General features: G+C 68.4%; 11 protein-coding genes and 1 tRNA gene. 9 read left to right on the top strand and 3 right to left on the bottom strand.

The annotated features are described in order from the left end of the window. The first annotated feature begins 58 nt into the window (after window positions 1–58). From hppD to ACIREI_RS26845, 7 genes are all read left to right on the top strand, one after another. A complete protein-coding gene (gene hppD / locus ACIREI_RS26875; protein ID WP_403338015.1) occupies window positions 59–1,090 on the top strand; it encodes a 4-hydroxyphenylpyruvate dioxygenase in 1,032 nt (343 codons plus the stop codon). Then, window positions 1,087–2,163: an alpha-hydroxy acid oxidase gene (locus ACIREI_RS26870; RefSeq protein ID WP_403337669.1), complete on the top strand. Its 1,077-nt coding sequence runs from the start codon at window positions 1,087–1,089 to the stop codon at window positions 2,161–2,163. The genes hppD and ACIREI_RS26870 overlap by 4 nt, the downstream gene beginning before the upstream one ends. Window positions 2,164–2,299: 136 nt before the next feature. Next, on the top strand, window positions 2,300–3,400 hold the full coding sequence (gene dpgA / locus ACIREI_RS26865; protein WP_403337666.1) for a 3,5-dihydroxyphenylacetyl-CoA synthase DpgA: 1,101 nt from the start codon (window positions 2,300–2,302) through the stop codon (window positions 3,398–3,400). After that, the gene (gene dpgB, locus ACIREI_RS26860) at window positions 3,397–4,068 is read left to right on the top strand and encodes an enoyl-CoA-hydratase DpgB (RefSeq protein ID WP_403337664.1); all 672 of its coding nucleotides are present in this window, start codon (window positions 3,397–3,399) and stop codon (window positions 4,066–4,068) included. Before dpgA ends, dpgB begins: the two co-directional genes overlap by 4 nt. After that, window positions 4,065–5,363, top strand: coding sequence for a (3,5-dihydroxyphenyl)acetyl-CoA 1,2-dioxygenase DpgC (dpgC, locus tag ACIREI_RS26855; protein ID WP_403337661.1), 1,299 nt, complete (start codon window positions 4,065–4,067; stop codon window positions 5,361–5,363). The genes dpgB and dpgC overlap by 4 nt, the downstream gene beginning before the upstream one ends. A 105-nt stretch (window positions 5,364–5,468) precedes the next feature. Beyond that, a complete protein-coding gene (locus tag ACIREI_RS26850) occupies window positions 5,469–6,800 on the top strand; it encodes a cation:proton antiporter (protein WP_403337658.1) in 1,332 nt (443 codons plus the stop codon). 181 nt (window positions 6,801–6,981) lie between these two features. Beyond that, window positions 6,982–8,121: a lipid II:glycine glycyltransferase FemX gene (locus ACIREI_RS26845; protein ID WP_403337655.1), complete on the top strand. Its 1,140-nt coding sequence runs from the start codon at window positions 6,982–6,984 to the stop codon at window positions 8,119–8,121. A 57-nt stretch (window positions 8,122–8,178) separates the two neighbouring features. Here the strand turns inward: ACIREI_RS26845 and ACIREI_RS26840 are convergent, their stop codons facing one another. Together ACIREI_RS26840 and ACIREI_RS26835 are read right to left on the bottom strand one after the other, a co-directional pair. Next, window positions 8,179–8,376, bottom strand: a complete 198-nt coding sequence (locus ACIREI_RS26840; RefSeq protein ID WP_403337652.1) for a ferredoxin — start codon at window positions 8,374–8,376, stop codon at window positions 8,179–8,181. Between the two features lie 204 nt (window positions 8,377–8,580). Continuing rightward, window positions 8,581–9,357, bottom strand: coding sequence for a thioesterase II family protein (locus tag ACIREI_RS26835; protein WP_403337649.1), 777 nt, complete (start codon window positions 9,355–9,357; stop codon window positions 8,581–8,583). 199 nt (window positions 9,358–9,556) lie between these two features. On the opposite strand from ACIREI_RS26835, the gene ACIREI_RS26830 reads away from it, so the two are divergent. Together ACIREI_RS26830 and ACIREI_RS26825 are read left to right on the top strand one after the other, a co-directional pair. Further along, complete coding sequence (locus ACIREI_RS26830; protein ID WP_403337646.1) at window positions 9,557–10,849, top strand: IS256 family transposase; 1,293 nt, start codon at window positions 9,557–9,559, stop codon at window positions 10,847–10,849. Window positions 10,850–11,360: 511 nt separating this feature from the next. Then, window positions 11,361–11,435 (top strand) — tRNA-Met (locus ACIREI_RS26825). An 81-nt stretch (window positions 11,436–11,516) separates the two neighbouring features. Here the strand turns inward: ACIREI_RS26825 and ACIREI_RS26820 are convergent. Next, complete coding sequence (locus ACIREI_RS26820) at window positions 11,517–14,189, bottom strand: Helicase associated domain protein (RefSeq protein WP_403337644.1); 2,673 nt, start codon at window positions 14,187–14,189, stop codon at window positions 11,517–11,519. Between the last annotated feature and the right edge of the window lie 13 nt (window positions 14,190–14,202).

Raw genomic sequence — 14,202 nt, 5'->3', positions numbered from 1 at the left:
CCGTTTCTTGGAGGAAGTCTTGAGCGCTGTGCAGAATTTCGAGATCGAGTATGTGGAAATGTATGTCGGTAATCTCGAGGAGGCCGCGTTCGGCTGGGTGGACCAATACGCTTTCGCCGTCGCCGGTACGAGCCGCTCGGCGGACCACCGGAGCGTCACGCTGTGCCAGGGACCGATCAAGCTGATCCTCACCGAGCCGACGTCGGACCGTCATCCGGCGACGGCCTACCTCCAGACGCACGGCGACGGTGTGGCCGATATCGCGCTGCGTACGTTGGACGCGGCCGCCGCTTTCGAGGCCGCCGTGCGGGGCGGGGCCGTCGCTGTCCGGGAACCGGCACGGCGCAGCGCGGCGGATCCGCACGGACCGGCCGTCACGGCCGCCGTCCTCGGTTTCGGCGATGTGGTGCACACCCTGGTCCAGAGTGACGAAACTCCCGCCCCGCCGCACGCGAACGGCCATCGCGGGGGAGACGTGGACCTGCTGGGGATCGATCACTTCGCGGTCTGTCTGAGCGGGGGCGACCTCGACCCCACGGTGCGGTTCTACGAGCGGGCACTGGGGTTCCGGCAGATATTCGAGGAGCACATCGTGGTCGGTGCCCAGGCGATGAACTCCACCGTCGTGCAGAGCGCCTCGGGAGCGATCACCCTCACGTTGATCGAGCCCGATGAGAGCGCCGACCCGGGCCAGATCGACGACTTCCTCAAGGAGCACCACGGGGCTGGTGTCCAGCACATCGCATTCACCAGCGACGACGCGGTCCGCTCGGTCCAGGCGCTGTCCCGGCGCGGGGTGGAGTTCCTGAAGACGCCGGCGACCTACTACGACATGCTCGGTGAACGGATCGCGCTGGACACCCACAAACTGGATGATCTGCGGACGACGAACGTGCTGGCCGACGAGGATCACGGCGGCCAGATGTTCCAGATCTTCACCGCTTCCACTCATCGTCGGCGGACGATCTTCTTCGAGATCATCGAGCGGCAGGGGGCGGAGACCTTCGGCAGCTCCAACATCAAGGCCCTGTACGAGGCCGTGGAGCTGGAACGGACCGGACAGAGCGAGCCCGGCGCCGTACGACGATGACGTACCTCCGCCTGGCGGAGCTCGAAAGCGCCGCCCGGGATCTCCTCCCCCGCCACATCTGGGACTTTCTCGCCGGGGGCAGCGGCACCGAGGCATCTCTGGTGGCCAACCGCACCGCGCTCGAGCGGATCTTCGTGGTGCCCCAGATGCTGCGTGATGTGACCGACAGCAGCACGGAGGCCGAGGTCCTCGGCCGCCATGCCGCATTGCCGCTGGCGGTCGCGCCCATCGCGTACCAGCGCTTGTTCCATCCAGAGGGCGAGCTCGCGGCGGCCCGCGCGGCCCGGGACGCCGGCGTGCCGTACACCATCTGCACCATGAGCAGCGTGCGGCTGGAGGAGATCGCGGCCGTCGGCGGCCGGCCGTGGTTCCAGCTGTACTGGCTGCGTGACCAGAAACGATCTCTGGAACTGGTGCGCAGGGCGGAGGACTCCGGCTGCGAGGCGATCGTGTTCACCGTCGATGTGCCGTGGATGGGACGGCGGTTGCGCGACATGCGCAACGGCTTCGCACTGCCGGAGTGGGTGACAGCTGCCAACTTCGAGGCATCTGCGGCCGCCCACCACCGCACGCGAGGCGTCTCGGCCGTGGCCGACCACACCGCGCGCGAGTTCGCCCCGGCCAACTGGGACTCCGTGGCGGCGGTGTGCGCACGCACGAACCTGCCGGTGGTACTCAAAGGGATTCTCGCTGTAGAGGACGCCCGCCGTGCCGTCGAGACCGGTGTCAGCGGCGTCGTGGTGTCCAACCACGGAGGCCGTCAGCTGGACGGCGCCGTGCCCGGGATCGAGGTGCTGGGCGAGATCGCCGCAGCCGTCGCCGACGGCTGCCACGTGCTGCTGGACGGGGGAATCCGGAGCGGCACAGACATCCTCAAGGCGGTCGCCCTCGGTGCGTCGGCCGTGCTGATCGGACGGCCCCTGATGTGGGGGCTGGCCACGGCGGGCGAGGACGGCGCCCGACAGGTGCTCGAACTGCTCGCCGCCGAACTCCAGGACGCCCTGGGCCTCGCGGGCTGCGAGTCGGTGCACGCGGCCGGACGGCTGAGCATGAGGAGAGACCGGTACGGCTGATGCTCCGCGCAAGGAGCCCGGCGTCACAAGCACCCCCACCTCCGTACGGCGAAACACGAAAGGTGAGACCAATGACCGCGTCACAGATAAAGCCAGTGTTGCGCAGCAAGCTCAGGACTTGGGGCTGGATGTACCGATGACCACCACTGTCGCGCCGGCTGCGGACCTTTCCGCCCTCACCGGACTCACCGAGATCACCAGGTTCGCAGGTGTCGGGACGGCCGTGTCCCACACGTCCTACTCGCAAGCCGAACTGCTCGACATCCTCGGCATCGAGGACCCCAGGGTCCGATCGGTCTTCCTGAACAGCGCGATCGAACGGCGCTTTCTCACGCTGCCGCAGGAAGGCCCCGGTGGCGTGCGCGTATCGGAACCCCAGGGCGACCTCCTGGACAAACACAAGAAGATCGCTGTCGACATGGGATGCCGTGCGCTCGAAGGCTGCCTGAAGTCGGCGGGAGCGACGCTTTCGGACCTGCGCCACCTGTGCTGCGTCACCTCGACCGGCTACCTGACTCCCGGCCTGAGCGCACTGATCATCCGTGAACTCGGTATAGACCCGCACTGCAGCCGTTCGGACATCGTGGGCATGGGATGCAATGCGGGTCTGAACGCGCTCAACGTGGTCGCGGGCTGGTCCGCGGCACACCCGGGCGAGCTCGGCGTCGTCCTGTGCAGCGAGGCGTGTTCCGCCGCATACGCCCTGGACGGCACGATGCGCACCGCGGTGGTCAACAGCCTGTTCGGTGACGGATCCGCCGCCCTCGCCGTCGTCTCCGGTGACGCGCGGGCACCTGGCCCACGCATGCTGAAGTCCGCGAGCTACCTCATCACCGACGCGATCGACGCGATGCGCTACGACTGGGACCGGGACCAGGACCGGTTCAGCTTCTTCCTCGATCCGCAGATTCCCTACGTGGTCGGTGCGCACGCCGAGATCGTCATCGACAGGCTGCTGTCCGGTACGGGGCTGCGCCGCAGTGACATCAGCCATTGGCTGGTGCACTCCGGCGGCAAGAAAGTAATCGACGCCGTCGTGGTCAACCTCGGCCTGAGCCGCCACGACGTCCGGCACACCACCGGTGTGCTCCGCGACTACGGGAATCTCTCCAGCGGCTCCTTCCTCTTCTCCTACGAGCGACTCGCCGAGGAGGACATCGCCCAACCCGGCGACTACGGAGTGCTGATGACCATGGGGCCCGGCTCCTCGATCGAAACGGCGCTGATCCAGTGGTGACGCGCGGGGAAACGGATGGCGAACTGATGCTGCGCCTGGACGGCACCCGGCCTCTGTCGGCCGCGTCGGTCGAGGAGATGGACGGCCTCTGCGACCGCGCCGAGGACCATCGGGAATCCGGCCCGGTCACCCTCCACGTCACCGGTGTCCCGCCGGCCGACTGGTGGACGGAGCTGACCGTCGGCCTGCTCTCCAAATGGGAACGGGTGGTGCGCCGGTTCGAACGGCTTGGCCGCCTCACGGTCGTGGTGGCGTCGGGCGACTGCGCCGGAACAGCCCTGGACGTCCTCCTCGCCGCCGACGTCCGCATCGTCGCTCCTGACACCCGGCTGCTGCTCTCCTGGGCAGGGGATGCCACCTGGCCGGGGATGACCGTGCACCGGCTCACCCAGCAGGCCGGTGCCGCGGGCATCCGGCAGGCCGTGCTGCTCGGGGCCCCGATCGATACGGACCGCGCGCTCGCACTCAACCTGATCGACGAAGTGACCGAGGACCCGGCGACGACGCTGGCCCACCTGGCCGAGGCGGCCGGCGCAGTGGACGGCACCGAGGTGGCGATGCGCAGACAGCTGATCTTCGAAGCCGGCTCGACGACCTTCGAGGACGCGCTTGGCAGGCACCTCGCCGCCTGCGACCGCACCCTGCGCCGCACGGGACCGTCCGCATGACGATCGCGAGCAAACTCCCGGGCGGCCTCGCCGCCGCCGCGGAGGCGCTGCACAAGGCGGCCGAGCAGGTCGACGACCTGCTCGCCGTCCTCCCCGAGCCGACGCGACGGACCCCCGGCCAGCGGGCCGAGGCCGCCGCCGCCCAGGACGAGATGCGCCGAATGCGCTCACGGTTCCTGGCCGAGCACGTCGAGGAGGTGTACGCCCGGCTCACCGCCAGCCGTAGTCTGCGCATCGAAGCCCTGGTCACGCAGGCAGCCGAAGTCTTCCCCGGCCTGGTCCCGACGACGGCGCAACTCGCGGACGAGCGGTCGCGGACCCAGGCGGACAAGGAAGGCCGGGAGATCGACCAGGGTATCTTCCTGCGGGCGGTGCTCGGATCGCCCGTCACGGGCCCCCACCTGGTCGACGCGATGCTCCGGCCGACCGCACGGGCGCTCGCACTGCTCCCGGAGTTCCGGCGGACCGGCCTCCTGCGGACCGAGGCCGTCCGGCTGGAGCGGCGCGACGGCGTCGCCCACCTGACGATGTGCCGCGGCGACCGCCTCAACGCCGAGGACGAGCGACAGGTCGAGGACATGGAGACCGCGGTCGACCTCGCCCTGCTGGACGAGGACGTCACGGTCGGGTTCGTGCGCGGCGGCCAGATGACCCACCCGCGCTACCGAGGCAGGCGCGTGTTCAGCGCCGGAATCAACCTCAAGTACCTGTCATCGGGCGACATCCCGCTCGTCGGGTTCCTGCTCCGCCGCGAGCTCGGCTACCTCAACAAAATCGTTCGCGGGCTCCGCCTGGACGACGGTGACTGGCGGCCGCCGTACGCGGCCAAACCGTGGGCGGCCGCCGTCGACGCGTTCGCGATCGGCGGCGGCGCCCAGCTGCTGCTCGTCTTCGACCATGTGCTGGCCGCGTCCGACGCCTTCCTCAGCCTGCCCGCCGCCAAGGAGGGAATCATCCCGGGCGTCGCGAACTTCCGCCTCACCCGCTCGCTCGGCCCGCGCGCCGCCCGGCAGGTGATCCTCGGCGGCCGACGGCTGTGGGCGAGCGAACCGGACGCCCGTCTCATCGTCGACGAGGTCGCCGAACCGGCCGACCTGGACGCCGCGATCGAGCGGGCCCTTGAACGGCTTGGCGGGGAAGCGGTACTCGCCAACCGGCGGATGCTGAACCTGTCCGAGGAGCCGCCCGAGGAGTTCCGCCGCTACATGGCGGATTTCGCGCTCCAGCAGGCGCTGCGGCTGTACGGCGCCGACGTCATCGACAAGGTGAGCCGGTTCGCCGCGAGGCGGACGTGAACCACATCCGATGCGCCGAGAAGGACCACGCCACCCACGACCGCCTCTGTCCGGTCCCTCACTGACGACAGCCTTCGGCACCCGACTCAAGGAGGCCCCATTCCCATGCAGGACCACGTGTCCTTGGCCGCGAGCGACGCCAACCTCGAACTGGCGCTCGACGTGCTTCCTGCGCTGGCGGTCATCCTGCTGACAGCGGCCGTGGCCGGCCGGCTCGCGGCCATGCTCGGACAGCCGCGGGTACTCGGCGAGATCGTGGGCGGCATCATGCTGGGCCCGACACTGTTCGGCTGGCTGGCGCCCGGTCTTCAGGCGGATGTCTTCCCGGCTGCGGCACGGCCGGTGCTGTACGTCCTGAGCACCATCGGATTGACGCTCTACATGTTCCTCGTCGGTGCCGGTCTCGAGCCCGGCCGCCATGAGTCCGATCGCAAGCACCATCCGGCGGTCCTTGCCATCTCCGGGTTCCTGCCCTCCCTCGTCCTCGGCGGTCTCGTCGGCCTGCTGATGTGGGACGACCTCTCGCGCGAGGATGTCGGCCGGTGGGAATTCGCCCTCTTCGTGGGCGGAGCGTTGTCCCTCACAGCGCTCCCCATGCTGGCCCGAATGCTGTACGAGCGGGGTCTGCAGAACTCCCGCCTGGGACGGCTGTCCCTGGTCGCCGCCTCCATCGACGACGCGGCGGCCTGGTGCTTCCTGGCCGTGCTGACGGCCGTGCACACCGGTGCCGGGGCCGCCGACGCTCTGCCCATGATCGGCTACAGCCTCCTGTTCACCGCCGTGATGCTGTTCGGAGTGAACCGGCTGTTGCGGCCGCTGGCGCGGCACGTCGGCCGACAGGGCACGTTGAGCCCCGGCGTGATGTACGTCGTCGTCATCGTCCCGCTCGTCTGCGGATACCTCACCGACCTGATCGGGATCTACTCCGTCTTCGGCGGATTCATCGCCGGCCTCGCCATGCCCCGCGACCCGCGGTTCCGCCAGGCGCTGCACAGCCGGATGATGGACACCGTCTCCACGCTGCTGCTGCCCGTCTTCTTCTGCCTGTCCGGTCTCACCACCGACCTGCGCGGCATCTCGGCCGACACCCTGCTGTTCGGCGCCGCCGTGCTCCTGACGGGATTCGCGGGCAAGTACTTCGGCAGCACCCTGGCCATGAGGACGCTCCGCTTCAGCTGGCGCGAGGCCTTCGCCGTGGGAGGACTGATGAACGCCCGCGGCATGATGATCCTCATCTTCATCAACATCGGCTTGACGCAGGGCCTGATCACCAAGCCAATCTTCTCCGTTCTCGTCGTGGTCGCCGTTGTCACGAGCGCCGCGGCCCTGCCGCTGTACCGTCGCGCGCTCCCGAAGCGCCTGGAGACGCAACTCGGCACCGGAGCGCCCATCCCGGCGTCGCCACCCCGCTCCCTGGCGACAACCGACATGCGCTGACCTGCAAGTACCCGCCGGAGTTCAGACCGGTTCGCAGGAGGAGACGGGACGCCGCTGCGACGAAGCTCGTCAAGGCCGTCGCCGCCGTGACATATCGTCGGCGTATCGAGAATCGCATACGCCCGGGCAACACCCCGCTACATTGACTGGCGCCATGTCCTACAACCTCTCCAGTGAACCCATGCGAACTGCAGTCGGGAATCTCGTCGTCAGGCCGATTAGCGCCGCCGAGCATCTGGTGTTCGTGCGGGCCCAGCGGTCGGTCAGCTTTCTGCAGACCCCCGCGTGGGGCCGCGTCAAGACAGAGTGGCGCAGCGAGTCCCTCGGCTGGTTCGACGGCCTGCGCCTGGTCGGTGCCGGGCTCGTCCTGCACCGCCCGGTGCCGCGGCTCGACCGCTTCACGCTGGCGTATCTGCCCGAGGGCCCGGTCATCGACTGGAGCGGTGACATCGGTGCGTGGCTCGATCCGCTGGCGGCGTATCTCAAGGAGCACGGGGCGTTCGCGATCCGACTCGGCCCGCCGGTGGTCACGGACACTTGGGCCGCCGCCCAGGTCAAGGAGGGCATCGCCGGCCCGGACATCCGGCGGCTGACCGACCTGCCCGGACAGTGGAGCGACCCGGTCGGCGCCCGCGTGGGCAACAGGCTGGAGGACGCGGGCTGGTTGCCGCAGAACCCGTTGGACGGGTTCGGGGTCGGGCATCCGCAATTCAAGTACGAGGTCCCGCTGGCAGGCAGGACCGAGGACGAGCTGCTCAGAGGCATGAACCAGCAGTGGCGCCGCAACATCAAGAAGGCGGCCAAGGAAGGCGTCGAGGTCACGGCCGGCGACGGGTGCCCGCAAGACCTGAAGGCGTTTCACGACCTCTACGTCCACACCGCCGAGCGTGACCACTTCACACCCCGGCCGCTGCGCTACTTCGAGACCATGTTCGCGGCGCTGAGCGCCGAGGGCCCCGAGCGGATCAGGCTCTACCTGGCCCACCATCAGGGCGATCTGGTCGCCGCCACCATCCTGGTCCGCGTAGGCGCCCACGCGGTGTACGCCTACGGTGCCTCCGCCACCGCGAAGCGCGAGGTGCGCGGCTCCAACGCCTGCCAGTGGGCGATGATCCGCGACGCGCTCGCCGCCGGCTGCGACGTCTACGACCTGCGCGGTATCACGCCGACGCTGGACGCGCAGGATCCGCACGTCGGCCTCGTCCAGTTCAAGGTCGGCACCGGCGGCCAGGCGGTCCGGTACGTCGGCGAGTGGGACCTGCCACTGCGGCCGGTGGTCTACCGGGTCTTCGACCTCTATATGAAACGGCGCGGACGCTGAACCGCACAGCCCACTACGCGAGCGCGGCAGCGACTTCCTCAAGGCACGCCCACGGGCTCACGACTCCGCGAGCCGGATCGCTTGCGCGGGGCACATCGTGGCCGACTCGCCTACGGCGTCATGGAGTTCGGAAGGCGGAGTGTCATCGAGGAGGAGGACGCTGCCGTCCTCCTCCCGCTGGTCGAAGACGTCGGGGGCGAGCATCACGCACTGGCCCGAAGCAACACAGCTGGGAACGTCGACTTCAACACGCATCATTGTTTTCCCTGCTTCTCTGTATGGGGCGGACTCCTGCCTGAAACGTGGCGGCAGCGAACGTGGAGTCGGATCGTTTCGGACGGACTGTGGGAGAGCGCAAAGCCGTTGTTCAGCCGTCGAGCATGCGACCGCAGGGCGGCGACCCGCCGGCTATGCCTGAGAAAACACTGCTCGCCGCGAGCTAACGTCCCCAAAGATGATTCATCGGTTCAACCCCGCGCACAGGTTGCGCAACTCCCGGGACAGCAGTCCGATCACCTCACTACTGCGGTCGACGACAAAGAAGTGCCCCCCCGGGAACACTTCCACGTCAGTCTGCCCAGTTGTGTGTTCTGCCCAGGCGCGTGCCTCGTTGATCGACACCTGCGGGTCGCTGTCGCCGGTCAGCACGGTCACCGGGCAGTTGAGTACCTGGGCTGGGTCGTGCTGGTACCCCGCGACGGCATGGTAGTCGCTGCGGATCGCCGGAAGGATCACCGCCAGCAATTCCGGGTCGTCCAAAATCGCCTGGCTGGTGCCGCTCAGCGCCTGGAGCGAAGCCACGACCTCGTCATCGGACGCCCGATGGATCTGTCCGTCTCGATAGCAGGACGGGGCCTGCCGACCGGAGACGAAGAGCCGAGCCGGCGACGGAAGACCGCTCCGCTGCAGGCGAAGCGCTACCTCATACGCGAGCACGGCACCCATGCTGTGCCCGAACAGCGCCAGCGGCCGGTCATCGAGCCTGAGCCGTAGCGCGCCGAAGATCCCATCCGCCAATTCTGAAAGGTTGTCGATCGGCGGCACATGGAGCCGATTCTGACGACCGGGGTACTGGATCGCCAGTACCTCCACAGCGGGTGCGAGAGCCTTGGAAACCGGGAAGAAGAAGCTTGCCGACCCGCCGGCGTGCGGCAGGCATACGAGCCGCACTGAGCTGTCCGGCGCCGGATGAAAACGGCTAATCCAGTCCTCCGAGCTCGACACTGTTTCAAGCATGCCAATAAACTCCCTCCAACGGGTGCTCCCCAATAAGACAACGAATCGGCTCAGCGTTGCACAGAAGGCGCCAGGGGTCGACACGGTGCCAGCAGTGCCCCAGGCAGAGAACGCCCCCGCATCGAATAGCGCACTTATTCCACAGGCCAACGGGGCTGTAAGACGTTCGGTGTAACTCCCGATCATGGAAGATGCATCGATGACCAGTGAGAACGTGGTCGAGCATGAGGCTGTCGAGTCGGCAGCGGCTGTGTCGGCGAAGGCCGTGGATGACCAGTTGATCGACGAGCTGGTGAGCCGGGCCCAGGCCGAGGGCCTGCAGCTGACCGGTGAGGGCGGGCTGCTCCAGCAGCTGACCAAGCGGCTGCTGGAGTCCGCTCTCGAGGGCGAGATCACCGACCACCTCGGCTATGACAAGCAATCTCCGGCGGGCAAGGACGGCGGCAACTCCCGCAACGGCAAACGCTCCAAGACCGTGCTGACCGATGTCGGCCCGGTGGAGATAACCGTGCCCCGCGACCGGGACGGCTCCTTCGAACCGAAGATCGTGAAGAAGCGGCAGAAGCGCCTGACTGGCGTCGACGAGATGGTCATCTCGCTGGCCGCGAAGGGCTTGACCACTGGCGAGGTCCAGGCCCACCTGGCGGAGGTCTATGGCGCCGAGGTCTCCCGCCAGACCATCTCCACCATCACCGACAAGGTCCTGGAGGGCATGGCCGAATGGCAGAGCCGGCCTCTCGACGCCGTCTATCCGGTGGCCTTCATCGACGCCATCCACGTCAAGATCCGCGACGGCGCGGTCGCCAACCGACCCATTTATGTGGCCCCGGCCGTCACCACCGAAGGCCGGCGCGAGATCCTGGGCCTGTGGGCGGGCGACGGCGGCGAGGGAGCCAAGCACTGGCTGCACATTCTCACCGAGGTCAAGAACCGCGGCGTGCACGACGTCCTCATGCTCGCCTGCGACGGGCTCAAGGGCCTGCCTGAGGCGATGGAGACGGTCTGGCCAAAGACAATCGTGCAGACCTGCGTGGTCCACCTGCTGCGGAACTCCTTCCGCTATGCCGCCCGCCAGGACTGGGACAAGATCGCCAAGCTTCTCAAGCCCGTCTACACCGCCCCCACCGAAGAAGCCGCCCTGGAGCGGTTCGCCGAGTTCGTCGACGCCTGGGGCAGGAAGTATCCGGCGATCGTCAAACTGTGGGAGAACGCCTGGGAGGAGTTCACCCCGTTCCTGCGGTTCGACACCGAGATCCGCCGCATCGTCTGCACCACGAATGCGATCGAGTCGGTCAACGCCCGCATCCGGCGAGCAGTGAAGGCTCGCGGACACTTTCCGAACGAGCAGGCTGCCCTGAAGTGCGTCTACATGGCGATCATGTCACCCGATCCCACCGGGAAGGGCCAGGCCCGCTGGACGATGCGCTGGAAGACCGCGCTGAACGCCTTCGACATCACCTTCGACGGCCGCCTATCGGCGGCCCGTCAGTAACCCCAACTACCGCAGTACACCACTTGTTTGACAGTCCCTCACAGCGTCGGCGGCAGCGGCCACTGCCGCCGACGTCCGGGCCTGGAAGAAGCGACAGACCACGGCCAACGGCGAGAGCAAGGCAGAGCAGTAGGTGGCGCAAGCCGCGAGGGGGCGGCCCATGATGTGGCACGTGAACTGCTGGTTGGTCAGGTAGCTGACGGTGGTGATCAGGCATTGCCATCTCTGTTGGCCAGGGGGGGCATGTTCAGTGATCGCTGGTATGCACAGGCCCCTCGGCCCGTGTCCGCCGGCCTGTGTCCGCCCATGGCTCCGCGTACTGTCAGAACTGTCCGGCACGGAGACCACCTCAGACGTCCACCCATGATGCTGGATGACGGGTGGGAGAAGTACGACCCGAAACATCGACTGTCGACGCGCTCACCCTGTTCTGTTCGGCGAGGCCGCCGGGCGCATCGGCACGGTAAATCGCTGCAGGCGGCGCGTGCGTGGCGTACGGTGGATTCACCGACGCGGGGTGGAGCAGCTCGGTAGCTCGCTGGGCTCATAACCCAGAGGTCGCGTGGTTCAAATCCCGCCCCCGCTACGATCGAAGGGTCCGGCTGCAGCCGGACCCTTCACCTCTTTCTCCGGGCACCCCCCATGAAGTCTGGGCAGTCGTTCCGCGCTATGCCCATTCGATGCCCAGTTCCCGGAGCGCGGCGAGTTGGTCGGCGCTGAGTTTGTCGCGCCTCGATTTAGTGTTGGAGATCCATACGCCCAGCTTGACGGTCACCGGTTCCGTCTCTCCGTCGACGGTGATCTGCACGCTGGCTCCGCGCGGTACCGGCCGGTGGGCGCCTTCCCGTTCCACCCACTGCGCGAGGGCTGTCAGGCCGCGTTGGAACGCCTGCTGGGCCTTGCTCGGGCCTTTCGTCGCACCCCTGGCTGCCAGGGCGGGAGACGGTGCCGCAGTGGCTTTGATGCCCAGCTGGGACAGGCGTTCCTGCTGTTCGGTGGACAGCTGCGCCCAGGTGTCCGGTTGCTTCTGCCGCTCCAGCCACCGCCCGATGTCGTCGCCGTCGAACAGCACGCCCGGATGGATGTCGGGCAGGCTGCCGTCGGCGTCGACGAGGTCGGCGAGCACCCGGTAGTGGCGTTGCCAGTCGAGCGGCCACGGGCAGTCCCAGTCGGGGTCGATCGCGGTGAGCTGCGCGGCGCGTACGGCGGCCCGCTCCGGGTCTTTGCCCAGACCGTTCTTCGCGCCCTTCCGCCGGAGGTTGGCCATGTGCTGCCCGACGGGCACCATCGCCTCGCCCTCGCCCCACACCGCGTCCTGACGCGGCGCGAGGTGCCCGGTGGCCCGCCGGTAGGACCGGAGCGCGGCGAGCTTGGCCTCCCACGCCTCTTCACCGGGCTCCCACACCATCCCGGCCTCGGGTGCGTCCAGCAGCTCCTTGCGCCGTGGCTCCAGCTCCCCGGCCCGCAGTGCCTTCCTCTGCTGGTGGACCCACCTCCCAAGCGGAAAAGCCTTTGTCACACCGACCTCGACCTCAACGTCGTAGGGCACGGCGTACAGGCCGGTGATCTCGTTCTCCTTCCGCCAGCGGATGAGGGCCTGGTAGCCCTCCAGCCAGACCAGGGACTCTGGCCGGTAGACCCGGGTGCGCAGGAAGGCCGCGATGGTCGCCGCGTCGCGCGGGCTGGAAAAGTGGAGCAGGGCTGCTTCGGCGGCGGCCTGCGTGTCGTCCTCCTGGTCCTCGCCGTCGCTCTCGCCGCCGACCCCGACGATCTGCCCGTTCTCGTCACGCCGGACGTGGACCTTGCGCTTGCCGCTGGTGAGGGCGCGGGAGGCGAGCTGCTCGACCAGGCGCTCATCGTGGCAGCGCAGGCCCTGGAGCACGGCCACGAGCGGCTTGAAGCTCGCGGAGGCGACCATGTCGGTCGGGTCCTCACCGGGCTCCAGGAACACCGGCACGATGATCCTGGCCACCTTCGTGCTGCCGTCCTTGTTGAGCCGGAGCGCGCGGCCGATGTTCTGCACGATCTCCACCTGCGAGCCGCGGGTGTCCGCGAAGCAGACGGCCTCGACTCCCCGCTCGCCGGTGATGTCCACGCCCTCACCGAGCACGCGAACGCTGGCGAGGAAGGCGCGGTGCACCCGGCGACCGGCGGCGTCGATGCCGTTGGCGAACTGCCTGATGACCTCGCGCCGCTCGGTCACGAGGTGATCGCCGCACAGCCACGCCGACCACACGCGGTCCGGCGGGACGTGGCGGCCGGCCTCGAGTTCGTAGAACTCCGCGTCGATGGAGGACTTCGGCAGCTTGTCGGCGGCGGCCAGGTCGTCGTCGGTGGCGTCGTTGACGTACAGCTCGGCAGCGGTCTCCGGCAGCTTCTCCGCGAACGCGGCGGCTTCCTCGACCTTCTGGTGGAACGTCATGACCGTGCGGAGGTTGTACGCGGCGGCGTGCTCCAGGAGCGCGGTCTGCAGGAGCGCCAAGCGCCGGCCGCGCTGTGCCTCCTCCGACTCCCCCAGAACGGGGGAGGGGTCGCGGATCTCCAGCACGTCGATCTCGAACCCCGCGAGGATCTCCCGCTCGATCGCCTCCGACAGCCCGAGCTCCGCGAGCCACGCGCCGTATGTGCCCTCCGGGTCATCGGCCATCGACGCGATCTCCGCCTCCTGGCCCTCCGCGCCCTTCTGCGGCCGGGCCGCGGCGAGGATGCGCGGCGTCGCGGTCAGGTAGAGCCGGAAGTCCGCCGGGATGCGGGCGTTGTCGTGGATCGCCGCCCACGGCCGCCCAAGATCACCAGCGGTGCCGTGTGCCTCATCGACGATCGCGAGGTCGAACCCGGTCATGCGCTGGCCGTACAACCGGTCTCCGCCCGCCAGAGCGGCCTCCAGCGGCCCGCGAACCTTCCGCTGGCCCTCACGTGCGTCGATGTCCTCGCGGTCCACGAGGGAGGCGTACGTGGCGAACACGACCACCGGCCCGGACCCCGCCCACAGGGCGAGCTGGATCGGGTTGGTGGTGGTACGAACGCCCAGCTCCTTCAGCCCCGGGTCGTTCTCCAGCGAGCACACCGCCACCATCGGGGCCCGGTGGCCCACCAGCCGCCACGCCTGGGCGGTCTGCGCGAGCAGGTCCAGGGTGGGCACGGTCACGAGGATCCGGCCGCCCGCGAACGACTCCAGCGCGCACGCAGCGGCCGTGATCGTCTTGCCCGAGCCGGTCGCTGACACGATCGTGCCCCGGGCACCCTGCGGGGGCACAGATGACCTTGCAGGGAATCCCACCCACCTGCGAAACGCGGAGCGCTGATCTACCTGGTGTTCCTTGAGCTGAATCGCTGACATTTCCTTGCCTCCC

This window comes from Streptomyces sp. NPDC093591, assembly GCF_044764885.1.
GTDB lineage: Bacteria > Actinomycetota > Actinomycetes > Streptomycetales > Streptomycetaceae > Streptomyces.
This window is presented reverse-complemented; position numbering and strand designations above follow the sequence as displayed.